Consider the following 23282-nt stretch of genomic DNA (forward strand, 5'->3'; position numbering starts at 1 on the left):
CCTCCCACCCGTCCGGGAACTTCACCAGCGTTCCGAGCTGGACCGGCTCCGTCGACGGGTACTCGTCCAGCAGGGCGTCCACCCCCTCGCGGCACACCACGATGCACGCGTGCCGGTGCCGGGAGGCCAGGACGCACAGGCGGCCCGTCTCCAGATGGAAGGCGGTCGCGTCGGGGCGGCCGGAGAGCGGGTGCAGGACGACCGTCACGTCGTACTCCCGGCCCTGGAGCCGGTTCGCCGTGTCCACCGTCACGTCCCGCACCCCCAGGTCGGCCAGCGCCGCCCGGACCGCCGCCGCCTGGTCCCGGTGCGCGGTGCCCACCGCGATGCGGCCGGCGGTCAGCGGGGCCGGGTCCGGGGAGCGCTCGGAGGACGCCGCGCCCCCGCGGTCGAGCAGCCGGCGCACCACCGCCGCCACCGCCCGCACGGCCTCCGGGTCCGTGCGCGGGGTGTGCCGGGCCGGCAGCTCCAGCAGGCCCCAGCCCGAGGCGGCGGCCTCGTCGATCACCCGGTCGGGCCCCGAGCCGTCCGACGGCACCGCGAAGGCCAGGCTCCGGTCGCCGTGACCCGTGCCGCTGCGGAACGGCGTGTACGGGTAGAACGCCGCCGACACCAGCGGCGCCGCCGACGCCGGGAGCCGCCACGACACCGGCAGCCGGTGCTGCGGCAGGCCCGGGTTGTGGGCGAGGAGGGTCGTCACCGCGGAGGCCGACGGGTCGTACGACAGCCCCGCCCACTGCTCGCTGCCCACCGTCGCGAACGGGTCCAGCTGACCCGGGTCGCCCACGAACAGCGCCCGCTCGAACAGACCGGCCACGGCCAGCAGCGAGTCGGAGCGCATCTGGTACGCCTCGTCGACGATCGCGTGCCGCCACGGCTCGTCCACCGTGACGTGCGCCCACTTCGCGGCCGTCGACAGGACCACGGCCTGACCGGCGAGGTCCGCGGCCTTCGCCGACTTGCGGACGTTTGCCAGGTCGTCGAGCGCCTTGTCATACGGATCGGCGTCGCTGCTGTGCAGGCGGCCCACCGGGAGGTCCGGGTTCTTCTCGGCGAGCCGCAGGACCAGGTCGTCCACCTGGGCGTTGGTCTGCGCCACCACCATCAGCGGGCGTCCGGCCTCGGCCAGCTCCAGCGCCGCCCGCACCACGAGCGTGGACTTGCCGGCGCCGGGCGGGGAGTCCACGACGACGCCGCGCTCCGTGCCGTGCAGGGTGTCGTGCAGGATCGCCGCGGTGGCGCGGGCGGCCTCGGCCCCCGGATCGAAGGCGGCCGCGACGGGTGCGGTGGTGGCCTCGGCGGTCACAGGACGTCCTCCGCGGTCGGTGCGTCGGCGGGCTCGGGCACGGCGGCGGACTCGCCGGGCGGCCCGCCGTGCGTCCACGGTGTCCGGTCCGGGTCGGGCAGCCTCGCCCCGCCCCGCTGTTCGTGCTCGAACAGCGTGAAGCAGACCAGGTCGCCCTTCTCCGGCACCGACCCGGCCTCGGGCTCCTTGCCGCGGCCCATCTTGTCCACGATGCGCAGCACCAGCACGCCCTCCTCGTCCCCGGCCGGGCCGACGTACTCCGCCGCCTGCGGCTTGCCGCCCAGCGACCGGTACACCTTCACCCGCTCGCCCAGGTGCGGCCGGTCGTCCGTGCGCACCGTGACCAGCGGCCGCGGACTGGGCCGCTTGCTCTCGCTGTACGCCATGACCACGTCCACGACCTCGCCGGCGAACGCCTCCCCGGACAGCCGCCGCGCGGCCATCACCAGCGGATCGTCCAGCGCCTCCTGCGCCTCCAGCCGGGCCTGCTCCCGCTCGCGCGTCGCGAGCTTGTTCGCCGCCGTCACCGCGTCGTCCCGGCGCGGCTGCGGGGGCTCACCGGCGAGGATGCGGTCGCGGTGGGAGGTGAACGACCAGCGGTCGCGCGTCCACCGGTCCTCGACGTGCGCCCCGGCGGGCAGCTCCCGCAGCAGGTCCAGGCCCTGCCACACCGCGTCCCAGGTGGGCCGCGTACGGCTCTCCACCAGGGCGCGGATCTCCCGCTCGGCGGCGGTGAGCGCGCCCAGCCGCTCGTCGGCCTCCAGACCGTCCTCGGCGGCGGCCAGCGCGGTGCGGGCACGGTCGTAGCGCTCGATGGCGGGCGCGAGCAGCTTGTTGTCGAAGGCCGGGTCGGTCGCCGGGCCCGCGGGCGGGCACCGCAGCTGGCCGTCGGCGTCGCGGGCGAGTTCGGCGTGGCGCGCCGCCTCGGCGCCGCTCGGCCCCCCGTCCGGCGGAGCGATCCACGCCAGCAGCGCCCCCAGGTGCTGGTCCTCCAGGGTCGACTGCCCGGTCGCCCAGTGCCGGCCCAGCAGGTCGGTCATGGCGAGGAGGAGGGAGGAGCCGGGCACCCGCGCCCGCTCGCCGAAGTGGGTCAGCCACCGGCCGAGCAGCGGCACCCTCGGCGGCGCGGGATGCGGCGTCTCCGGGTCCTGCTCCGCCGTCCGCCGGAAGCGCATGGACCGGCCGAGCAGCCGTACGAAGTCGATGCCCGCGCGGCTGGGCACGATCAGCTGCGCCGCGTCCGCGCACAGGTCGACCTCGACCTTGATCCGCTTGCCGGTCTCCGGGTCCGTCTCGGTGCGCTCGGCGGCCTCGACACTGTCGGCGTACGACTCGACGTGCGGCAGGACGATCCCGGCCAGCTCGGCCAGGAACGCGAAGCGCAGGTCGCGGTCGCGGGGCTGCGGGACGACCAGCAGGTGCGGCGTGTCCCGGTCGGTGCCGACCAGCGCGCCGAGCGGGGCGCCCGCCTCACCGGCGGTGATCAGCGGCACGAAGACGAGGGGCCGGTCGGACAGGTGCCGGTGCCGGACGGTGGCGGCGGGCTGCGCGCGGCCGCTGCGCACCGCCTCGAGCCGGGCGAGCGTGGTGATCAGCGACACGCGGCCACCTCGCCGCCCACCGACGCCAGCGCCTCGGCCCGCAGCTCGGCGGCCCGGCGCAGCGCGGCCACCGCCGGGTCGGCCGGGTCGCCGGCCTCCCCGCGGGCCGCCGCCAGCACGTCGTCCACCGTGGACAGCCCGCCGAGCTCGGCCCGCACCGGGCGGCCCAGCGAGGTCACCGCACCGGCCCCGCGGGAGCGGGCACGGCAGTGGAAGGCGAGTTCGCACGCGGACAGGCACTCCGGCGCGTACGTCGCCGGGACCGCCTCGACCGCGGCCGTCAGCTCGTCGGCCGGCAGCCCGGGGGAGAAGCAGACGCCCTCGGGGAGCGTGTCGGCGATCTCCTCGATGCGGGTGAGGCGGGCGAGCTGCCGGCCGGTCACCGCACGCTGCTTGCGCACGTCGACGGCGGACGCGGTCGGCAGGTTGGAGAAGTCCTTGGGGCAGACGAGCAGGACGCGGTGGCTTACCCGCGGGGCCGGGTCGAGCCGGGCGGCGACCCGCTCGAGCGCCAGCACGTACACCGCGGCCTGCCGGGCGGCGGCGCCCACCTTCGCCGGGTCGGCGGAGCCGTCCAGCATCGGGAAGGACTTGATCTCGACGACCGTCCAGGTGCCGTCCGGGTGGACCACCACCGCGTCCGGCTCGAGGAAGGCGGGGGAGCCGGCGACGTCCAGGGCCAGCATCGGGTGGTCCAGGAGCGTCCAGGTGCCGGACGCCTGTGCGGCCTCCCGCAGCGCCAGCGAGGTGCGCGCCGCGCGGCCCTCGGGGCCGGTCGCCGACAGGTCGGGCACCCGCGCCCCGGCGGGCGGCTCGGCGCCCCGGTCCAGCTTCTCGTGCACGAGCCGCAGCAGCTCGGCGCCGCCGTCCGCCTTGACCCGCGCCTCGAAGGCGTTGCCCCGCGTGAACGCGAACTGCGACTGACCGAAGACCGACGGCGAACCGAGCGCACTCGCCAGCGAGCCCTTGTCCACGCCGGCGCCGTCGAGGATCGCGCGCCGTCTGCACCCCGGGTTGGCCGCGAGGGCGGCCAGGGCCCGCGCGTCCAGCGCCTTCGCGGGGACGTCGGGACCGCGCAGCTCAGCGAGCCGGTGCCGGAGTCTCGTTCCCCGCGTCCGTGGGGGAGGCGTCCGGCTCGGCTCCCGCTCCGAACCGCTGCTCGCGCTGCCGTGGAAATCGCTCACCCGCGGAAGTCTGGCATCCGCCACTGACAATCGGGGAACCAGCGTCGCCGGAAGCCTGCGGGGCGGGGGCGAAACGTGCGGTGATCCGGGTCCGTGCCCGGTCCGCGACCCGCATCACGAACGGCGCCAGCAGGAACCCCGCGCCCATCACGGCGGCGCCCGCCACCGCGTCGAGGAAGTAGTGGTTCGCGGTGCCCATCACCACGATCGTCGTCACCAGCGGGTAGACGACACCGGCCACCTTCGCCGCGCGCGTGCCGCCGTGGCGCCACAGCATCACGCCGCACCACAGCGCCCAGCCGACGTGCAGGCTCGGCATGGCCGCGTACTGGTTGGTCATCCCGCCCAGTCCGCGCGGCGCGCTCGCCTCGCCGCCCCACCAGCCGTACGAGCTGTAGTGGGCCATCGTGTCGACGAACCCGTGGCTCGCGTCCAGCAGCCGGGGCGGGCAGGTCGGCAGCAGCGTGAAGCCGATCAGCCCGATGAACGTGGACGTCATCAGCCAGGTCCGGGCGGCCCGGTAGCGCACGGCGCGGGACCGGAACAGCCAGACCAGGACGGCCGGGGTGACGACGTAGTGCAGGGACGCGTACCAGAAGTCGGCCGGGACGCCGAGCCACGGTTCGCGGGTGAAGAGCCGGTTGAGCGGGTGTTCCGCGTTGAGGAACAGCGCTTTCTCGATGCGCAGCAGCGCCAGCCCGTGGTCGACGGCGTCCGAGACGTCACCGCGCACGAGGAGGCGGCCCGCGGAGTAGCAGGCGTACACGAGGACGATCAGCGGGAGCTCGGTCCACCAGCGGAGCCGGGTCTGCGAGGTCGCCTCGGTGCCCGGTGTCTCGGTGTGCGGCAATCCGATCGCCCTCCCCCTTCTTCTCGCGCGTGCCCGACGGCGCCGGGCGTGCCACTCTACGGCGTCCGGGGACCCTCCCCGCGGAGCGCCCCCGGCCCTGGAAGACGCCGGGACGTCCCCCCGGGTTGCCCGGGCACGGTGTGCGCGATGATGGAGGGGTCCCCTCCGACACCGCTCCCGGAAAGGCCCCTCCATGGCACCGCGCATCCTGCTGGCCCGGCACGGACAGACCGAGTGGTCGCTGTCCGGCAAGCACACCGGCAGGACCGACGTGCCGCTGCTGGAGGAGGGCAGGCGCGGGGCCAAGCTGCTCGGTGAGCGTCTGCACCGGGGGCCGCTGGACGGCCTGCCCGGCGTCGAGGTGCGCACCAGCCCGCTGTCACGCGCCCACGAGACCTGCGAACTCGCCGGCTTCGGCGAGCGCGCCCGTACCTGGGACACGCTGATGGAGTGGGACTACGGGGCGTACGAGGGCATGAAGCCGGACGAGATCCAGGCGGTCCGGCCCGGCTGGCTGATCTGGCGGGACGGGGTCCCGGAGGGCGAGAGCCCGGCGGACGTCACCGCGCGCGCTGACGAGGTGGTCGCGTGGGCGCGGGAGGCGGACCGCGACGTGCTGGTCTTCGCCCACGGACACATCCTGCGGTCGATCGGCGCCCGGTGGCTGGGCCTGCCGCTGGACTTCGCGGCCCGCATACGTCTCAACCCGACGTCCCTGTCGATCCTGGGCTGGGCCTACGGCGAACCGGCCATCGAATCCTGGAACGACCAGGGCCACCTCACCGACCACTCCTGACACCACCCGCCATCCCGAAGCTGCGGGCAGTCGTGCCTCCCCCAGCGCCTGAACGGCCTGGGAGGCACCCCCCCAGCGCCTGGCGCGCGACCCGTCCCCTCGGTCCACTCCGACGCCGGTCACCGCGCCCCCCCGGCCGGTCAGGCCGTCCGCGGAACGGACGCGTGCCGCTCCAGAAACGCCGACACCCCCGACGCCCGCCGATGCGGCAGCAGCACCCGCGCCGTCCCCGCCAGCATCGTCCGGATCCGCGACGACTGGACCTCGCCCAGCAGATCCAGCACCCGCATCCCCGCCCCGGCCGCCTCGTCGGGCCGCCCGCCGCGCGCCAGGTCGTCGGCCAGTTCCGCCGAGTACAGCGCGAGGTTCCGCGCGAAGTGCGGGTCCTGGAGTGCGGCCGCCCGCCGCGCGTGCCCGGCCGCCCGCGTCCAGTCGCCGAGCGTCGACCAGCACTGCGCCTCCAGCCCCTCCAGCTCGGCCTCCCCGTAGAAGCTCATCCACTCGGGGTCGGCGTCCGAGGGGCCCCGCTGGAAGAGGGCCTGCGCACGGATCAGCGCCTGCTCGCAGCCGACGCGGTCCGCGAGTCCCGCCCAGCCGCCCGCCTCGCGCAGCGCGAGCAGGGACATCAGCCGCGGCGACCCCAGCGGCCGGGCGGCGCGCTGCGCGGCCTGGGCCGCCCGTACCGCCTCGCGGGGCCGGCCGGCGTCCCGGGCGAGGAACGCCGTGTTGCAGAAGGCGTGCGCCTCCAGGCCCGGGTCGTCGGTCATCCGGGCGGTGGCGAGGGCCTCGGCGTAGTGGGAGCGCGCGTCGTCGAAACGCCCCGAGTCGTGGGCCAGCCAGCCCACCGAGATGGCCAGTTCCCCGGCGCCCGAACAGAGCCGGTCCGCCGTCGCCTGCCGGGTCGCGCCGGCGTCCAGCAGCGCGTACGCGGCCCGCAGCGGTGCCACCGCGCGCCGGTAGAGACCGTCGGCGCCGTGCCGGTCGTCGAGCAGCCGGATCCGGCGGACGGCCTCTTCGAGGGCTCCCGCGTCGCTCGTCCCGGCCCGGCGCGCCGCGCGCGGCGCCGCCGCGGCGTCGGCGGCGAAGCCCAGGGGGCCCAGCGAGGCGGCGGCCACGGTGACGCCGCTCGTCATGAATGCGCGACGCAGCACGTCGCTCTCCTTGTTGTTGTTGTCGTGCGTGTCGAACGGGTTGTGCGTGTCATACGGCTCGCCCGCCCCGGCTTTCTCAGTCGGGGCGCACGGCGGCCGGTCGAGGTGCGCCGGGAGCGCGCCCTCGTCCGTGCGTGCCCGGCGGCCCCTTACCGACGAGCGGGGCGCGAACCCCAGGTCGGTGAGCGTGCGGCCGGGGAACATGTGCAGGAACACCCGCTCGTACGCGTAGTTGGGGCAGCGGATCTCGCCCGCCTCCACGCGGCCGATGTAGCGCGCGTCACAACTGACCTGCTCGCCGATCTCACGCGCGGCACGGCGGACCGCCGCCGCGAACTCGGCCGGCGAACGCCGGCCGCGCAGGCGCCGGAACGCGAGGTTCGGCCGCGGTGGCCGGTCGGGCTGGGCGGAGGTCACCGTTGACGACGCCATGGCCGGGTCCTCTCGTACGAACCGTCGAACCACGCCGGTAAAGGTGGGTAATACGGGGATTCTCCCGTTTGCCACCCTGTTTCCGGCGAGCTAGAACGTACCGTCTGTGACGGACTCGCCACGCGCTGTTTGACCACAAAACCGGATATCTCATCCGGGATCTGCCATGAAGTGCCATCCTTTGCGGCGGACTTGTGCCGTAGCCGTTGACGCTCCGCCGCGTTTCACCCAGTGGACCGGGAGGCCCCCGACTCCCGACCCGCTCGTCAGAAGAGGAGTTCCGTGGTGGAGGCCGGCATGGAGACCAGCCCGATCAGTGACCGCGCAGACGCCCGCGATCCGGACGGCGAAGGCGGCTGCGACGTCGTCACCGTGCCGACGCGGCAAGGGCTGGAGGCCGTCGACATCCTCAGGCGGGGAGCCGGCGAGGCGGTGGGCAGCGTGCTCCACGACCACGGCTGCGACACCCTCGGCTTCCTGGTGCCCCCGGGGACGGCCGCCGCCTGGGACGTACCGGGCAGCACCTGCACGGAGACGGACGGCCGGGGGACGAAGCTCGCCCCGGTCCCCGAACCGCCGGTGGAGGGCGCGGACTGGCTGCTGCCGCCCGGCGACGCGGACCTCGCGACCGACCCCGCCGTGCTGCGGGCCGCGCTGGGGGAGGCGGCCCGGCTGATCGAGGCCGCGGACAACTGCCGCTGAGCACCGCGCCGCCGCCCGCCGCGGTCCGGACGGCCGGGCGCGGGGGCGGTGGGCGCGACGGCGGCGTCCGATAATGGTCCGATGGGAAAGTCCAGGAACGCCCGCCGCGGGCGCGCAGCCGCGGAGACCGTCGTCGAGGACGTCGACGGCGGACGCGCCGAGCTGATACCCGACCGGGAGCGGGCGCGGGCCTGGACCCTGCTGATCGACGGCGCCCCGCAGTCGCACGTCGACCTGGACGACCCGGCGTACCTGTCGTTCGAGTACCAGCGCCGCATCGGGCACGTCATCGACCTGGCCGCCCCGCCCGGAAAGCCCGTCCACGCCGTGCACCTCGGCGGCGGCGCCCTCACCCTCGCCCGCTACGTCGCCGCCACCCGCCCCCGCTCCACCCAGCAGGTCGTCGAGCGGGACGCCGCCCTGGTCCAACTGGTCCGGCGCGAACTGCCGCTGGACCCCGCCGCCCGGATCCGGGTCCGCTCCACCGATGCCCGCGCCGGCCTCGCCAAGGTGCCCGACGGCTGGGCGGACCTGGTCGTCGCGGACGTGTTCGGCGGAGCCCGCACCCCGGCACACCTGACGTCCACCGAGTTCCTCGACGAGGTACGGCGCGCGCTCGCCCCCGGCGGGGTCTACGTCGCCAACCTCGCCGACGGCCCGCCCCTCGCCCACCTGCGCGGCCAGATCGCCACCGCCGCCGCACGCTTCCCCGAACTCGCCCTGATCGCCGACCCCGCCGTGCTGCGCGGCAAACGCTTCGGCAACGCCGTCCTCGCCGCCTGCGACCGCCCGCTGCCCCTCGCCGAACTCACCCGCCGCGCCGCCTCGGACCCGCACTCCGCGCGCGTGGAACACGGCAGGGCGCTGGCCGACTTCACCGGAGGGGCCCGGCCCGTGACGGACGCGGACGCGGTCGCCTCGCCCGCGCCGCCTGCCTCGGCCTTCCGGTGACCGGGCGGCCGGCTCAGTAGCTGCCGATCTCCACCCGCGGCGGGCCGTCGTGCCAGGTGCAGAAGACCGACACCCGGTCCGCGCCCGAGGTGAACTCCACCCGGATCCACGACTCCGTCTTCCACACCTGCATCGACCAGCCCGCACCCGGCGTCGCCGACACCAGCGACGCCGACGACGTCCCGAGGTCGAACACCGCGCGCCCCCCGTCGGTCTCGTAGCTCCGGACCCGTCCGGAGGCGGTGGGGGAGGGGCCCGGGCCGGCGGGGGTGGTGGCCGGCGCGGGCCGCGACGGCGCCGGACCGGTGCCGCCGGGTGTCCGACTCGGCTTCACCGAGGGGCCGTCGGACGGACCGGCGGACGGACTGCCCGACGGCGAGGGGCGCCTGGTGGACGACACCGACGGCTCCGACGCCCGTGGACCCGCCGTGTCCCGCACGGCCGCGTCGGCCACCGTGACGGGCAGGGCGCGGGGCGCGTCGTAGGCCGTGCCCGCCATCACCGTGTGCACGCCCCACCACGACAGCGTGACCGCGGCGCCGGTGGCGAGCAGCCAGGCCAGTACGTGTACGAGTCCTCTGCGCATCGCGGCCATACTGCCTCACGCGTCACACACGTGTCGCCCGGTCGGGGTTGTCCACAGGCGGGCCCGGAGCCCCGCCCGGAGTTGTCCACAGGCCCGCGCCGGGCTCCTCCGCATGGCGTACGGTGCCGCCCATGGCAAGTGTGCTCGTGGTCGAGGACGACCAGTTCGTACGCTCGGCGCTCATCCGGCACCTGACCGACGCCTCGCACCTCGTGCGCAGCGTCGGCACGGCGCTGGAGGCGCTGCGCGAGGTCGCCCACAACCGGTTCGACGTGGTGATCCTCGACCTCGGACTGCCCGACCTCGACGGCTCCGAGGCGCTGAAGATGCTGCGCGGCATCACCGACGTGCCCGTTATCGTCGCCACCGCCCGGGACGACGAGGCGGAGGTCGTCCGGCTGCTGAACGCGGGCGCGGACGACTACCTCACCAAGCCGTTCTCGGTCGAGCACCTGTCGGCCCGCATGGCGGCCGTCCTGCGCCGCGCCCGCACCGGCACCGGAGAGGCCCCGCCACCCACCGTCCTGCGCGTCGGCGGCCTGACCGTCGACCCCCTGCGCCGCCAGGCGGAACTGGACGGCGCACGCCTCGACCTGACCCGGCGCGAGTTCGACCTGCTCGCCTTCCTCGCCGGCCGCCCCGGAGTGGTCGTCCCCCGCAAGGAGCTGCTCGCCGAGGTCTGGCAGCAGTCCTACGGCGACGACCAGACCATCGACGTCCATCTGTCCTGGCTGCGCCGGAAGCTGGGCGAGACCGCCGCCAAGCCCCGCTATCTGCACACCCTGCGCGGCGTGGGCGTGAAGCTGGAGCCTCCGGTCACCGGGCCTCCGGGGGCGGAGCCGCCACGATGAGGTGGGCCCTGGTCAAGGTGTCGCTGGCGGTCACCGCCATGGTCGTGATCGCCTTCGCCGTCCCGCTCGGACTCGTCGTCCGGGAGATGGCCCGGGACCGCGCTTTCTCGAACGCCGAGCGGGAGGCCGCCGCCGTCGCCCCCGCGCTGTCCATCACCACCGACCGGGACCAGCTGGAGCGCGTCGTCGCCTCCGCGGGCTCGGACGCCGGGATGTCGGTGCACCTCCCGGCGTCCGGAGGCAGCGGCGCCGGCACCGACATCGGCCGGCGGCGCGCCACGGACGAGGACATCGCCGCCGTACGCGAGATGGGGCGCGCCTCCACCGCGGAGGTGCCCGGCGGCTCGACGCTGCTCCAGCCGGTCGCGCTCAGCTCCGGCGAGATCGCCGTCGTCGAGGTGTACGTCCCCGAGTCCGAGGTCACCAACGGGGTCGGCACGGCCTGGACGGTGCTCGCCGCGGTCGGCGCCGCGCTGATCGTCGGCTCCGTCGCGGTCGCCGACCGGCTGGGCGTGCGCATGGTGCGGCCGGCGCGGAAGCTGCTGGAGGGCGCGCACGAGCTGGGGGAGGGCAAGCTGGGCGCCCGCGTGCCCGAGGAAGGACCGACCGAACTGCGGCTCGCGGCGGTCGCGTTCAACTCCATGGCCGACCAGGTCGTCCAGCTCCTCGCCAACGAGCGGGAGCTGGCCGCCGACCTGTCCCACCGCCTGCGCACCCCGCTGACCGTGCTGCGGCTCAACGCGGCCTCGCTCGGCGACGGTCCGGCCGCCGAGCAGACCCGGGCCGCGGTCGAGCAGCTGGAGCGCGAGGTCGACACCATCATCCGCACCGCCCGGGACGCCAAGCCCCAGACCGCCGCGGCCGGTCCCGGCGCCGGGTGCGACGCGGCCGAGGTGGTCCGCGAGCGAATGGCCTTCTGGTCCGCGCTCGCCGAGGACGAAGGCCGCAAGTGGCGGATGGCCGGCGCCGACCGGCCGGTGCGCATACCCGTGGCCCGTGCCGACCTGGCCGCGGCCCTCGACGCCCTCCTCGGCAACGTCTTCCGGCACACCGCCGAGGGCACCGCCTTCGCGGTCGACCTGCACAACGGCGAGGACGCGGTGATCGTGCTCGTGTCGGACGCGGGCCCCGGCATATCCGACCCCGAGGCGGCGATGGCCCGCGGCCGGGGATCGGGCGCCGACGGGTCGACCGGGCTCGGCCTGGACATCGTGCGCCGGCTCGCCGAGTCGACGGGCGGGGACGTCCGCATCGGCTCGTCCGTGCTCGGCGGGACCGAGGTGCGCGTCTGGATCCAGCTCGACGGGCGCACGGCACCCGTGCGGCGGGGCCACCGGGGAGCGGTGCGCCGCCGCCGGCAGCCCCGCCGGAGCTTGCCCTTTAACCGGTCCCGATCCCTCCCTTAAGCGCACCCTAAGATCACCAACCCCCGCCCGGAACAACCGGTTTGACCGGTTCCGCATCGCTAGCGTGCTGCCGCACCCCCGCCCCGCACCTCCCCCGCAGGGCTCCCTGAACAGCGAAGGCAGGCACGAGATGAGCAGCACGCACCGGCGCAGGGTCTCCGGCAGGAACAAGGTGATCGGCGCGCTCGTCGCCGCGGCCGTGGCCGGCGGCGGCGCGCTGCTGCTCACCGGCACCGCCCAGGCCGCCGGAGTCGGGGCCGCCTACACCAGGACGAGCGAGTGGTCGACGGGCTACACCGCGCAGTACGTCGTCACCAACAACAGCCCGGCCGCGAAGAAGGACTGGACGCTGGAGTTCGACCTGCCCCCGGGCGCCGGACTGGGCTCGCTGTGGAACGCCGAGCACAGCGTCAGCGGCCGGCACGTCACCGTGACCGGGCCGAAGTGGGACACGGACGGCCTGAGGGCCGGCGAGTCCGTCACCGTCGGCTTCGTCGTCGACGGCACCCAGGACCCGACCGGATGCCGTGTCGACGGCGCGGCCTGCTCGGCGGACGACGGCGCCACCCCCGAACCCAGCGGCCGCCCGTCCCAGCCCCCGACCCCGGCACCCACACCCACGGCCTCCGCCCCCGCCGAGCCGACACCGGCACCGACCGCCACGGCCACCACCCCGGCCCCCTCCGGGACCCCCGGCGAAGGCACCACGGGCGGCGCCGGCTTCGCGCCCTACGTCGACACCTCCCTCTACCCGGCCTTCGACCTCGTCGCGAACGCCGAGGCGACCGGCGTGAAGAACTACCACCTGGCCTTCGTCACCGACGGCGGCGGCTGCACCCCCAAGTGGGGCGGCGTCACCGACCTCGCGAGCGACGCCGTGGCACGGCAGATAGGCGCCCTGCGCGCCAAGGGCGGCGACGTGCGCGTCTCCTTCGGCGGCGCGTCCGGATCCGAGCTGGCGACGACGTGCGCCTCGGCCGACGCCCTGGCGGCGGCGTACGGCAAGGTCGTGGACACCTACGGGCTCACCAAGGTCGACTTCGACGTCGAGGGCGGCGCCCTGCCCGACACGGCCGCCAACACCCGCCGCGCCCAGGCCGTCACCGCCCTGCGGAAGCGGCACCCGGACCTGGACGTCTCCTTCACCCTGCCCGTCATGCCCGAGGGCCTGACCCAGGCCGGCGTCGACCTCCTCGCGAACGCCCGGCAGAACGGCGTGCGGATCGACACCGTCAACATCATGGCGATGGACTACGGCCCGGCGTACAGCGGCGACATGGGCACCTACGCCGAGCAGGCCGCCACCGCCACCCAGGCGCAGATCAAGAGCGTCCTCGGCCTCTCCGACAGCGCGGCCTGGCGCACGGTCGCCGTCACTCCGATGATCGGCGTCAACGACGTCGTCACCGAGATCTTCACGGTCGACGACGCCGCCCAGCTGGTCCGGTTCGCCCGGTCCAAGGACCTGGCCTGGCTGTCCATGTGGTCGGCGACCCGCGACAAGCAGTGCGCGGGCGGCACCAAGCCGCAGGCCGACGCCACGTGCAGCTCCGTCCTCCAGGAGCCGTCGGCCTTCTCCAAGGCCTTCGCCGCCTACAACTGACCCCGCTCGGCACCCCGGTGGCCCGGGGCGCGGCTCCCCCCGTGGACGCCGCGCCCCGGACCCGCTCGACCCCTCCCCGGCAGGTCTACTCGGACGGGTCCAGTGGCGGGAGCGTCCCCGTGCGGGCCGCCCGCCCGTACCACAGCGCGCTCGCCTTGGGGACGCGCTCCTGGGAGGCGTAGTCGACGTAGACCGCGCCGAACCGCTTCTCGTAGCCGTAGGCCCACTCGAAGTTGTCCAGCAGCGACCACAGGTAGTAGCCGCGCACGTCCGCGCCGTCCGCGATGGCCCGGCGGACCGCCTTGAGGTGGCCGTCCAGGTAGGCGACCCGCTCGGGGTCGTGGACGGTGCCGTCCGCGGCGGGCTTGTCGTCGTAGGCGGCGCCGTTCTCGCTGATGTACAGCGGCAGGCCGGGGGCCTCCCGGTGATAACGCATGATCAGCTCGTGCAGGCCGGTGGGGTCGACGGTCCAGCCCATCGCCGTCTGCTCGCCCGGCGGCTGGTGGAACGCCACGTCCTCCGCGGCCGGCCACGGCGAGTGGTCGCTCGCCCCGTGCCCGTCGGCCCGCGGGACGCGCGAGTCCGCGTCGGCCGCCGACACCACGGTGGGCGTGTAGTAGTTGAGGCAGATCGCGTCCAGCGGCTGGCGGATCAGCCCCAGGTCGCCGTCCTGGACGTGCGACCAGTCGGTGACCGGCGCCGTCGCCTCGAGCAGGGTCTCGGGGTAGGCGCCGTGCAGCATCGGGCCGTGGAAGATCCCGCCGGACAGGTCGTCGATCCTCCGCGCCGCAGCCAGGTCCGCGGGCTGCTGGGACAGCGGCCGGACGACCGAGGTGTTGAGGCTGACCGCCACCGAGTTGCGGGCCGGCATCACCGAACGCAGGGCCACCGTGCCCAGGCCGTGCGCCAGGTTCAGGTGGTGGGCGGCGCGCAGCGCGGCCGCCGGGTCGGTCCGGCCGGGCGCGTGCACCCCGGAGGCGTAGCCCAGGAAGGCCGCGCACCACGGCTCGTTGAGGGTGATCCACTGTTCCACGCGGTCGCCGAGCGCGTCGCCGACGATCTGCGCGTACTCGGCGAACCGGTACGCCGTGTCCCGCGCCGGCCAGCCGCCCGCGTCCTCCAGCTCCTGCGGCAGGTCCCAGTGGTAGAGGGTGACGGCGGGCTTGATGCCGGCGGCCAGCAGCTCGTCGACCAGACGGCGGTAGAAGTCCAGACCGCGCTGGACGGCCGGACCGCGGCCGGTCGGCTGCACGCGGGGCCAGGAGACGGAGAAGCGGTAGGCGCCCAGACCCAGTTCCGCCATCAGCGCCACGTCGTCGCGGTAGCGGTGGTAGTGGTCGACAGCGATGTCACCGGTGTCACCACCGGCCGTCTTCCCCGGCGTGTGACTGAAGGTGTCCCAGATCGAGGGGGTGCGGCCGTCCTCCCGCACCGCGCCCTCGATCTGGTACGCCGAGGTCGCGGCGCCCCAGAGGAAGGCAGGAGGAAAGGAGACGGGCGTCGGTACTGACATGGAATCGCTCCCACGGGGTCGGGGGCCCCATTATGCATGGGAGCGCTCCCACAGTGAAACCCCCGCCACCCCGCCGACTTCGGCCGCCCCCTCCGGGCCGCGCTGGTCCGGCCGGACCCGCCGGCCTTCCGGACCCGTGTCCGCGGGTGGCCGCTCAGGCCGACTCCCGCACCACCAGCCGCGTCGGCAGGACCACCCCGCGGTGCCCGGACCCCCGGTCGGCGATCTCGTCCAGCAGCAGCCGCGCCATGGTGCGGCCCATCTCCTCCAGCGGCTGCCGGACGCTGGTCAGCGGCGGGTCGACGTGCCGGGCCACGATGGAGTCGTCGAACCCGATGACGGCCACGTCGCCCGGCACCCGCCGGCCCGCGGCGCGCAGCTCCAGCACGGCGCCGGAGGCCATCACGTCCGAGGCGGCGAAGACCGCGTCCAGGTCGGGACGGCGGCGCAGCAGCTCCCGCATGGCCGCGCGCCCGCCCTCCTCGGTGAAGTCGCCGTTCGCGACCAGCTCCTCGGCGACGGCGGCACCGGCGTCCCGCAGCGCCTCGCGGTAGCCGTCGAGCCGTTCGCGCGCCGCCTCCATGTCGAGCGGCCCGGTGATGGTGCCGACGGCCCGGCGGCCGCTCGTCAGCAGATGCCGGACCGCGCCCCGGGCGCCGCCGCGGTTGTCCGCGCGGACGTGCCCCAGCGGCTCCCGGTCGCCCCGCCGGCCGGCCAGCACGGTCGGAATGGCCAGCGCCTCCAGCTGGTCGGGCAGCGTGTCGTCGCTGTGCACCGCCACCATCAGCACCCCGTCCACGCGCTGCCCGGACAGGTACGGGGCGAGCCGCGCGTACTCCTTCTCGTCGTGCACCATCACCAGCAGCATGCGCATCCCCGCGTCCGCCAGCCCGGCGGACACGCCCCGGATGATGTCCGAGAAGTAGGGCTCGGAGAACAGCCGGGTCTGCGCGTCGGGGACCACCAGGGCCACGGAGTCGGTGCGCCGGGTGACGAGGGAACGGGCGGCCGGGTTGGGGACGTAGCCGAGTTCGGCGATCGCCCGCTCCACGGCCGCGCGGGAGCGGTCGCTGACCTTCGGGGAGCCGTTGATGACCCGGGAGACCGTGCCGCGGCCGACGCCGGCGCGTGCGGCCACCGCGTTCAGGGTCGGGCGCCGGACGTCCGCGGCGGTGGGCGGCTGTTCGGCAGGGCTCATCGTTCACCTTCCGGCGTTCGGTGCGGGACCGGATTCATTCTCGCCCAGAAAGCGCGACCCTCGCCCGCACGGCCCCCTCCGCGCCCCCGGGTGAGCGTCAACTCGCCCGTGACCTGCGGGATTTCGGATTTCCAGCTACGGGTCGCGGGTGACGGCGCCCCGGCGGTGCGACACATTCCCGTGACGCGCGGAACACGCTTGCGCAACAACGCCGTTTTCAAGTCTTGACACTTGGGCCCGCCACCGACGAGTCTTCGGGGCAAGCCGCGTGGGAGCGGTCCCACGGAGTTCCGGGGCCGGCTTCCGTACGGAACGAAGCACCATCGGCCCTTCCCTCCACCTCGCATGGCACACCGTTGACCAGCATCTTCGCACCGCTTGCCGCGTTGCTCTGGGCTGGCCGCTGCTCGAACCGAGAGGGCAGGTCCGGACCGTCGAACCCGGCGGTCTGATTCCTGAGGTCCCCGTTCCCACTGGAACAAGGAGTAGTGGAATGCGCATCACCCGAACCGGCGGCGTCCGTGGCCGCAGAGCAGCGGCCCTGACCACGTCGGTCCTGACGGCCTCGGCGCTGCTGCTGACCGCCTGCAGCAGCGACAGCGACTCGGACTCCTCGGAATCCGACGGGAAGATCGTCCTCAAGGTGGCCGACTACGGGCAGTTCGGCTACAAGGAGGCCGGTCTCTTCGAGAAGTACCAGCAGCTTCACCCGAACATCGAGGTGAAGGAGGAGACCACGGCCAACGAGCAGGACTACTACCCGAAGCTCCTTCAGCAGCTGAACTCGGGCGCCGGTCTGGGAGACGTCGTCGGCGTCGAGGTGGCCCGCATCAAGGAGGTCGTGGACACCCAGGCGGACAAGTTCACCGACCTCAAGGGCAGCATCGACACCAGCCAGTGGGTCGACTGGAAGGCCAAGCAGGCCACCAGCAAGGACGGCCAGGTCATCGGCGCCGGTACCGACATCGGCCCGATGTCGCTCTGCTACCGCAGGGACCTCTTCGAGAAGGCGGGCCTGCCGACCGACCGCGAGGAGGTCGCCAAGGCGGTCCAGGGCGGCTGGGAGGACTACATCCAGCTCGGCGAGCAGTACAAGAAGAAGGCGCCTGAGGGCACTTACTTCATGGACTCCGCCAGCGCCATGTTCAACGGTGTCGTCAGCTCCGCCGAGAGCCAGTACTACGACGCCGACGGCAAGGCGATATACAAGGACAGCCCGTCGGTGCAGAAGGGCTGGGACCTCGCCGCCGAGGCCGCGGAGAAGAAGCTGAGCCAGGGCGTGCCGCAGTTCCAGGACCCCTGGAAGGCGGCGCTGCGCAAGGGCACCGTGGCCACCGTCGTGTGCCCGGCCTGGATGTCCCTGCAGATCGAGAACTACTCCGGCAACGACTTCGCCGGCAAGTGGGACATCTCGCGTGCGCCCGGCGCGACCGCGGCCAACTGGGGCGGCTCCTTCCTGACCGTGCCCAAGAGCGGCAAGCACGTCAAGGAGGCCACCGAGCTGGTCAAGTGGCTGACCGCGCCCGAGCAGCAGGCCGCCGTGTTCAAGGCCGTCGGTGTCTTCCCGTCCAACCAGGGCGCCTACGCGCTCGACGACGTGAAGAACGCGAAGCTCTCGTACTTCAACAACGCCCCCGTCGGCCAGCTGTACGCCGAGGAGGCCAAGTCCATCCCGGTGGCGGTGCTCGGCCCGAAGGACGGCGTCATCAAGGACACGATCTCCACGCAGATCAACAACATGGAGCAGCGGGGCACCAAGCCCGACAAGGCCTGGGACGCGGCGGTCGAGACGATCGACAAGGCCATCGGCTGACCCGCGCCGGTGCGGGCGGTCCAACCAGCCGCCCCGCACCGCCCGCACCGTGCGCACGGCGGGGGCCGTAGAGGTACGACGGCCCCCGCCCGCGGGCGCGGGTGACGTCCGCAGCAGACCCGGCCGTCCGCGGCGGGTCTGCTGCGCGGCGTCGGTCCGCACCCGGTCGCGGGGTGCCGCCCGTGTCCGTCCGTGCCGTCGGCGCGGTACGGGCGGACACGGTTCGCACCCCGCGGCGCCGCCCGAGCCCACCGACCCCGGCCCCACCTCGACCGACCCGGCCCCACCCCGATCCCCGCGACCGGCACCGCGACCGCCGCCGGAGCGGGCACCCGCCACCGGCCGTACGGCACCCCGCACCGGGGCCCGCGCCGCCGGCCGCCGCACGCACCGCGGGCAGCCGCGCGAGCCGCCCGGCACCGTGCCGCACAGCGGGGGCAGGGACCGGCGGGACGGGCGTCCGGCCCACCGCCCCACCTCCCGCCCCTACCCGGCCCGACCTCCCAGGGAAGGACTCCCTCCGTGGCAACGACAACCCCCGCACGGGGTGCCAAGACTCCGCTCACCGGCGGCTCCGGCGCCGCGTCCCGAGGACGCAGCCCGTGGCGTTCGCGACTGTGGCGCCTCGACGACAAGGTGTCGCCGTACGCGTACATCGCCCCCTTCTTCCTCATCTTCGGTGCCTTCGGGCTCTACCCGCTCCTCTACACCGGGTGGATCGCCCTGCACCGGGTGGAGATGACGAGCCTCGACCAGTCCGAGTGGGTCGGCTTCGAGAACTTCTCCAAGATCCTCCAGGACTCCGAGTTCTGGACGGCCGTCTCCAACACCTTCATCATCGGCGTCATCTCGACCGTCCCGCAGCTGCTGGTCGCGCTGGGCCTGGCGCACCTGCTCAACTACAAGCTGCGCGCCAGCACCTTCTGGCGGACGATCATCCTCACCCCGTACGCCACCTCGGTCGCGACCGCCGCCCTGGTCTTCGCCCTGGTGTTCCGGGCCGACGGCGGACTCCTCAACTGGGTGCTGGGCTTCTTCGGCGCGGGGGACATCGACTGGGGCAACGGCCACTGGACGTCCAAGATCGCCATCTCGATCATCGTGATCTGGCGCTGGACCGGCTACAACGCCCTGATCTACCTGGCGGCCATGCAGGCCGTGCCGACCGACCTGTACGAGGCGGCGTCGATCGACGGCGCCTCGCGCTGGCAGCAGTTCCGCAAGGTGACCATCCCCGCGCTGCGGCCGACGATCCTGTTCACCATCGTCATCTCGACCATCGGCTCCATGCAGCTCTTCGGTGAGCCGCTCCTGCTGCAGGGCGGCACGCTCGGCGCCGTCGGCGGCAGCGAGCACCAGTACGAGACGCTCAGCATCTACCTCTTCAACTACGGCTGGAAGCTCCAGCACCTCGGCCCGGCCGCCGCCGTGGCCTGGGCCATGCTCGTCCTGCTGCTGCTCATCGCCCTGATCAACTGGATCGTCAGCCGGTTCGTGCGCAAGAGCGCGGCCTGACGGGAGCGACAACGATGACCACGACAAGTACTCCCTACAAGACCGCCCCCGGCCCGGCCCCGGTGGCCGAGGCCCCCGGCTCGGGCGGCGGCAAGGGCCGCCGCCTGCGGATCGGCGCCGGCCAGCAGCTCAAGGGCGGCCCCTTCACCTACCTCGCGCTGGCCGTCGTCGGCCTGGGGTCCCTCTTCCCCCTGTACTGGACGCTGGTGGCCGCCTCGCACGACCAGCAGCGGGTCCTCGACACCCCGCCGCCGTTCCTGCCGGGCGGCCGGCTGTTCAGCAACCTCGAAGCGGCCTGGGAACAGGCCAACCTCGGCAAGGCCATCGTCAACAGCGCCATCGTGGCCGGCTCCATCACCGCGGCCACGCTGTTCTTCTGCACGCTGGCCGGGTACGCCTTCGCCAAGATGCGCTTCCGCGGCCGGAACGTGCTGATGACCGCGGTCATCGCCACCCTCACCATCCCGCCGCAGCTCAGCGTCGTGCCGCTGTTCATGATGATGTCGGACATCGGCTGGAGCGGAGAGCTGGAGTCGGTGATCTTCCCGACCCTGGTCGGCGCCTTCGGCGTCTTCTTCATGCGCCAGTACCTCATCGAGGCCCTGCCGTACGAACTCATCGAGGCGGCCAAGGTGGACGGGGCGAACAACCTCCGCATCGTGTGGAACGTCGTCCTGCCCGCGGCCCGGCCCGCGATGATGGTGCTCGGCATGCTCACCTTCGTCCAGGCGTGGAACGACTTCTTCTGGCCCTTCCTCGCGCTGAACCAGGAGAACCCCACCATCCAGGTCGCGCTCGGACAGCTCAGCGCCTCCTACACCCCCGACCAGAGCATCGTCATGGCCGGAGCGCTGATCAGCACCCTGCCGCTGCTGGTGGTCTTCGTCGTCTTCGGCAAGCAGATCGTCGGAGGCATCATGGCGGGCGCCGTCAAGGGCTGACCCTCGTCCGCCCCGCCCCGCGCCGCCCGGCAGGGCCCGGCCCGCACCCGGGCCCTGCCGGACCCCGGGCGCCCGTCCCCGCGCCCCACCCCGCCTTCCCGCACCGCCGGGCCCCACCGCCCGGCACCTCCTCACGCCATTTGGGAGCGTTCTCACCATGACCGCCGTACGACCCGAGACCCCCGCCCAGCCGGCCACCGGCACCTCCTTCCCGACGGGCTTCGTCTGGGGCGCCGCCACCGCCGCCTACCAGGTGGAGGGCGCCGCCGCCGAGGACGGCCGCACGCCCTCCATCTGGGACACCTTCAGCCACACCCCCGGCAAGGTCCGCAACGGCGACACCGGCGACATCGCCGCCGACCACTACCACCGGTACCGCGACGACGTGGCCCTGATGAAGGACCTCGGCCTGAAGGCGTACCGCTTCTCCGTCTCCTGGTCCCGGGTCCAGCCCACCGGCCGCGGTCCCGCCGTCGAACGCGGCCTGGACTTCTACCGCCGCCTCACCGACGAGCTCCTCGAGGCGGGCATCACCCCCGTCGCCACCCTCTACCACTGGGACCTGCCCCAGGAGCTGGAGGACGCCGGCGGCTGGCCGCAGCGCGACACCGCCGACCGCTTCGCCGAGTACGCCGCCATCATGGCCCGCGCCCTCGGCGACCGCGTCGGCGTGTGGACCACCCTCAACGAGCCGTGGTGCAGCGCCTTCCTGGGCTACGGCTCCGGCGTGCACGCCCCGGGCCGCACCGACCCGGCCGCCACCCTGCGCGCCGCCCACCACCTCAACCTGGCCCACGGCAAGGCGGTCGGCGTCCTGCGCGAGGCCCTGCCGCCGACCGCGCAGACGTCCATCACCCTCAACCTGCACCAGGTGCGCCCCCTCACCGACGCCCCCGGGGACGCCGAGGCGGCCCGCCGCATCGACGCCGTCGGCAACCGGATCTTCACCGGCCCCCTCCTCGACGGCGCCTACCCCGAGGACCTGATCGCCGACACCGCGCACCTCGTCGACTGGAACGCGCTGGTGAAGGACGGCGACCTGGCGGAGATCTCCCGCCCGATCGACGTGCTCGGCGTCAACTACTACTCGCCGACCGTGGTCTCCCTGCCCACCGAGGGCACCGGCTCCACCCGGAACGACGGACACGGCGCGAGCGACCACTCGCCGTGGACGGGCTCCGAGCACGTGGCCTTCCACCTCGCCAACGACGACCTGACCGCGATGAACTGGGCCATCGACGCGGACGGACTGCACACCCTGCTCACCGGCCTGTCGAAGTCCCACCCCGGCCTGCCGCTGATGGTCACCGAGAACGGCGCCGCCTTCGACGACTACGTCTCCCCGGAGGGCCGGGTCAACGACCCGCAGCGCATCGCCTACCTCCGCACCCACCTGGACGCCGTGCGCCGGGCGGTCGCCGACGGCGCGGACGTCCGCGGCTACTTCCTGTGGTCCCTGCTGGACAACTTCGAGTGGTCCTACGGCTACTCGAAGCGCTTCGGCGCCGTCTACGTCGACTACTCCTCCCAGCGCCGCATCCCGAAGGCGAGCGCCCACTGGTACGCCGACGTGATCCGGCGCAACGCGCTGCCCGCCGGCGAACTCGGCTGAGCCCCTGCCGCACTCGGCCACCGCGAGGGCGCGACCACCTGCCGGTCGCGCCCTCGCGGTCCCTCCACCGCACGGAGGGGGGAATTCCGCCGCCCACGAGGCACGATGGGGGCGGGAGGGCAACGAGCCGGGGCTGTTAGATTCCTGGCCGGACAGCTGCGAGGGAAGGGCGACGACCATGGCGGTCAACGGTGGGCGGAGCCGGGGCGTCAGACGCCCGACCCTCGAGGAGGTGGCCGCCCGGGCCGGCGTCGGCCGCGGCACGGTCTCCCGGGTGATCAACGGCTCGCCCCGGGTCAGCGACGCGACCCGGGCGGCCGTCGAGGCGGCCGTCGCGGAACTCGGCTACGTCCCGAACACCGCCGCCCGGGCGCTCGCGGCCAACCGCACCGACGCGATCGCGCTGGTCGTCCCGGAGCCGGAGACGCGGTTCTTCGCCGAGCCCTACTTCTCGGACATGCTGCGCGGTGTCGGCGCGGAGATCACCGACACCGAGATGCAGCTGCTGCTGATCTTCGCGGGCAGCGACCGGGAACGGCAGCGGCTCGCCCAGTACCTGGCCGCGCACCGGGTGGACGGCGTCCTGCTGGTCTCGGTGCACGCCGACGACCCGCTGCCCGACATGCTGACCCAGCTGGACATCCCGGCGGTGATCAGCGGCCCGCGCTCCGCGGCTGAGACGCTGGCGTCCGTGGACTCCGACAACTACGGCGGCGCCCGCTCGGCCGTCGAGCACCTGATGTCCCGGGGCCGCGGCCGCATAGCCCACATCACCGGCCACCTCGACGTCTACGGCGCCCAGCGGCGCGTCGACGGCTACCGCGACGCCCTGCGCGACGGGGGACTCGGCGACGCGGCCGAGCTGATCGAGCCGGGCGACTTCACCGAGGAGGGCGGCCGGCGCGCGATGACGGAGCTGCTGCGCCGCTGCCCGGACCTGGACGCGGTCTTCGCCGCCTCGGACGTCACCGCGGCCGGCGCGCGCCAGGCGCTGCGCGAGGCGGGCCGGCGCATCCCGGACGACGTGGCGCTGGTCGGCTACGACGACTCGGCGATCGCCCGCCACCTGGACCCGCCGCTGACCAGCGTCCGGCAGCCCATCGAGGAGATGGGCCGCGCGATGATCGACCTGCTGCTGACCGAGATCGCGGACCGCCGGCCGGCGGGGACCGGGGGGCGGGAGCGGCACCAGGTGGTGCTGGCGACGGAGCTGGTGGAGCGCGCCTCGTCGTGAACGGGGGGGCGCGGGTCCGCTCGCGCCCCCACACGCA

General features: G+C 74.1%; 19 protein-coding genes. 11 read left to right on the forward strand and 8 right to left on the reverse strand.

What is annotated here, in order from left to right:
• The 4 genes from ACFWJB_RS03685 to ACFWJB_RS03700 all read right to left on the reverse strand — a co-directional run.
• Nucleotides 1–1306, reverse strand: a 1306-nt coding sequence (locus ACFWJB_RS03685) for an AAA domain-containing protein (protein WP_386920050.1), incomplete at its 3' end; no start/stop codon positions are given.
• Nucleotides 1303–2907, reverse strand: coding sequence for a hypothetical protein (locus ACFWJB_RS03690; protein WP_386920052.1), 1605 nt, complete (start codon nucleotides 2905–2907; stop codon nucleotides 1303–1305). The genes ACFWJB_RS03690 and ACFWJB_RS03685, both read right to left, overlap by 4 nt.
• The gene (locus ACFWJB_RS03695) at nucleotides 2898–4091 is read right to left on the reverse strand and encodes a hypothetical protein (protein WP_385467492.1); all 1194 of its coding nucleotides are present in this window, start codon (nucleotides 4089–4091) and stop codon (nucleotides 2898–2900) included. Before ACFWJB_RS03695 ends, ACFWJB_RS03690 begins: the two co-directional genes overlap by 10 nt.
• Nucleotides 3988–4941, reverse strand: coding sequence for a phosphatase PAP2 family protein (locus ACFWJB_RS03700; protein WP_385467495.1), 954 nt, complete (start codon nucleotides 4939–4941; stop codon nucleotides 3988–3990). Before ACFWJB_RS03700 ends, ACFWJB_RS03695 begins: the two co-directional genes overlap by 104 nt.
• A 193-nt stretch (nucleotides 4942–5134) precedes the next feature.
• On the opposite strand from ACFWJB_RS03700, the gene ACFWJB_RS03705 reads away from it, so the two are divergent.
• Nucleotides 5135–5737 (forward strand): histidine phosphatase family protein, encoded by a 603-nt coding sequence (locus tag ACFWJB_RS03705; RefSeq protein WP_385467497.1) that lies wholly within the window; start codon nucleotides 5135–5137, stop codon nucleotides 5735–5737.
• Nucleotides 5738–5877: 140 nt separating this feature from the next.
• Here the strand turns inward: ACFWJB_RS03705 and ACFWJB_RS03710 are convergent, their stop codons facing one another.
• The gene (locus ACFWJB_RS03710) at nucleotides 5878–7320 is read right to left on the reverse strand and encodes a hypothetical protein (protein WP_386920055.1); all 1443 of its coding nucleotides are present in this window, start codon (nucleotides 7318–7320) and stop codon (nucleotides 5878–5880) included.
• A gap of 297 nt (nucleotides 7321–7617) precedes the next feature.
• Between ACFWJB_RS03710 and ACFWJB_RS03715 the strand changes: the two genes are divergently transcribed.
• Complete coding sequence (locus ACFWJB_RS03715; RefSeq protein WP_385467503.1) at nucleotides 7618–8022, forward strand: hypothetical protein; 405 nt, start codon at nucleotides 7618–7620, stop codon at nucleotides 8020–8022.
• A gap of 81 nt (nucleotides 8023–8103) precedes the next feature.
• Nucleotides 8104–8973: a spermidine synthase gene (locus ACFWJB_RS03720; protein ID WP_385467506.1), complete on the forward strand. Its 870-nt coding sequence runs from the start codon at nucleotides 8104–8106 to the stop codon at nucleotides 8971–8973.
• Nucleotides 8974–8986: 13 nt separating this feature from the next.
• On the opposite strand, the gene ACFWJB_RS03725 is transcribed toward ACFWJB_RS03720, so the two are convergent.
• Nucleotides 8987–9559, reverse strand: coding sequence for a hypothetical protein (locus ACFWJB_RS03725; RefSeq protein WP_385467509.1), 573 nt, complete (start codon nucleotides 9557–9559; stop codon nucleotides 8987–8989).
• A 131-nt stretch (nucleotides 9560–9690) separates the two neighbouring features.
• Here ACFWJB_RS03725 and ACFWJB_RS03730 point away from each other — a divergent pair, with 131 nt between their 5' ends.
• The 3 genes from ACFWJB_RS03730 (at nucleotide 9691) to ACFWJB_RS03740 (ending at nucleotide 13419) form a co-directional block, all read left to right on the forward strand.
• A complete protein-coding gene (locus ACFWJB_RS03730) occupies nucleotides 9691–10410 on the forward strand; it encodes a response regulator transcription factor (RefSeq protein WP_385467512.1) in 720 nt (239 codons plus the stop codon).
• Entirely contained in the window at nucleotides 10407–11816 is a 1410-nt protein-coding gene (locus ACFWJB_RS03735; RefSeq protein ID WP_386920058.1) for a sensor histidine kinase, read from the forward strand. Before ACFWJB_RS03730 ends, ACFWJB_RS03735 begins: the two co-directional genes overlap by 4 nt.
• 130 nt (nucleotides 11817–11946) lie before the next feature.
• On the forward strand, nucleotides 11947–13419 hold the full coding sequence (locus ACFWJB_RS03740; RefSeq protein ID WP_386920060.1) for a cellulose binding domain-containing protein: 1473 nt from the start codon (nucleotides 11947–11949) through the stop codon (nucleotides 13417–13419).
• A gap of 85 nt (nucleotides 13420–13504) precedes the next feature.
• Here ACFWJB_RS03740 and ACFWJB_RS03745 read toward each other — a convergent pair whose 3' ends face one another.
• Nucleotides 13505–14932, reverse strand: coding sequence for a GH1 family beta-glucosidase (locus tag ACFWJB_RS03745; RefSeq protein WP_385467519.1), 1428 nt, complete (start codon nucleotides 14930–14932; stop codon nucleotides 13505–13507).
• A 154-nt stretch (nucleotides 14933–15086) separates the two neighbouring features.
• On the reverse strand, nucleotides 15087–16130 hold the full coding sequence (locus ACFWJB_RS03750; RefSeq protein WP_385467522.1) for a LacI family DNA-binding transcriptional regulator: 1044 nt from the start codon (nucleotides 16128–16130) through the stop codon (nucleotides 15087–15089).
• A 493-nt stretch (nucleotides 16131–16623) separates the two neighbouring features.
• Between ACFWJB_RS03750 and ACFWJB_RS03755 the strand changes: the two genes are divergently transcribed.
• The 5 genes from ACFWJB_RS03755 to ACFWJB_RS03775 all read left to right on the forward strand — a co-directional run bounded on the left by ACFWJB_RS03755 (nucleotide 16624) and on the right by ACFWJB_RS03775 (nucleotide 23245).
• Entirely contained in the window at nucleotides 16624–17943 is a 1320-nt protein-coding gene (locus ACFWJB_RS03755; RefSeq protein WP_385467525.1) for an ABC transporter substrate-binding protein, read from the forward strand.
• 522 nt (nucleotides 17944–18465) lie between these two features.
• On the forward strand, nucleotides 18466–19458 hold the full coding sequence (locus ACFWJB_RS03760) for a carbohydrate ABC transporter permease (RefSeq protein ID WP_385461998.1): 993 nt from the start codon (nucleotides 18466–18468) through the stop codon (nucleotides 19456–19458).
• A gap of 14 nt (nucleotides 19459–19472) precedes the next feature.
• Nucleotides 19473–20399 carry a carbohydrate ABC transporter permease gene (locus ACFWJB_RS03765; protein WP_385461996.1) on the forward strand — a complete coding sequence of 309 codons (927 nt, stop codon included), beginning with the start codon at nucleotides 19473–19475 and terminating at the stop codon, nucleotides 20397–20399.
• Between the two features lie 157 nt (nucleotides 20400–20556).
• Entirely contained in the window at nucleotides 20557–22011 is a 1455-nt protein-coding gene (locus tag ACFWJB_RS03770) for a GH1 family beta-glucosidase (protein WP_386920064.1), read from the forward strand.
• 178 nt (nucleotides 22012–22189) lie between these two features.
• On the forward strand, nucleotides 22190–23245 hold the full coding sequence (locus tag ACFWJB_RS03775; RefSeq protein WP_385461990.1) for a LacI family DNA-binding transcriptional regulator: 1056 nt from the start codon (nucleotides 22190–22192) through the stop codon (nucleotides 23243–23245).
• Nucleotides 23246–23282: the final 37 nt, after the last annotated feature.

Source organism: Streptomyces sp. NPDC127100, from assembly GCF_042724095.1.
Lineage (GTDB): Bacteria > Actinomycetota > Actinomycetes > Streptomycetales > Streptomycetaceae > Streptomyces.

Coding starts and splice junctions, on each gene's coding strand:
- ACFWJB_RS03705 (WP_385467497.1), top strand. CDS start 5,135: ATGGCACCGCGCATCCTGCTGGCCCGGCACGGACAGACCGAGTGGTCG.
- ACFWJB_RS03710 (WP_386920055.1), bottom strand. CDS start 7,320: ATGGCGTCGTCAACGGTGACCTCCGCCCAGCCCGACCGGCCACCGCGG.
- ACFWJB_RS03715 (WP_385467503.1), top strand. CDS start 7,618: ATGGAGACCAGCCCGATCAGTGACCGCGCAGACGCCCGCGATCCGGAC.
- ACFWJB_RS03720 (WP_385467506.1), top strand. CDS start 8,104: ATGGGAAAGTCCAGGAACGCCCGCCGCGGGCGCGCAGCCGCGGAGACC.
- ACFWJB_RS03725 (WP_385467509.1), bottom strand. CDS start 9,559: ATGCGCAGAGGACTCGTACACGTACTGGCCTGGCTGCTCGCCACCGGC.
- ACFWJB_RS03730 (WP_385467512.1), top strand. CDS start 9,691: ATGGCAAGTGTGCTCGTGGTCGAGGACGACCAGTTCGTACGCTCGGCG.
- ACFWJB_RS03735 (WP_386920058.1), top strand. CDS start 10,407: ATGAGGTGGGCCCTGGTCAAGGTGTCGCTGGCGGTCACCGCCATGGTC.
- ACFWJB_RS03740 (WP_386920060.1), top strand. CDS start 11,947: ATGAGCAGCACGCACCGGCGCAGGGTCTCCGGCAGGAACAAGGTGATC.
- ACFWJB_RS03745 (WP_385467519.1), bottom strand. CDS start 14,932: ATGTCAGTACCGACGCCCGTCTCCTTTCCTCCTGCCTTCCTCTGGGGC.
- ACFWJB_RS03750 (WP_385467522.1), bottom strand. CDS start 16,130: ATGAGCCCTGCCGAACAGCCGCCCACCGCCGCGGACGTCCGGCGCCCG.
- ACFWJB_RS03755 (WP_385467525.1), top strand. CDS start 16,624: ATGCGCATCACCCGAACCGGCGGCGTCCGTGGCCGCAGAGCAGCGGCC.
- ACFWJB_RS03765 (WP_385461996.1), top strand. CDS start 19,473: ATGACCACGACAAGTACTCCCTACAAGACCGCCCCCGGCCCGGCCCCG.
- ACFWJB_RS03770 (WP_386920064.1), top strand. CDS start 20,557: ATGACCGCCGTACGACCCGAGACCCCCGCCCAGCCGGCCACCGGCACC.
- ACFWJB_RS03775 (WP_385461990.1), top strand. CDS start 22,190: ATGGCGGTCAACGGTGGGCGGAGCCGGGGCGTCAGACGCCCGACCCTC.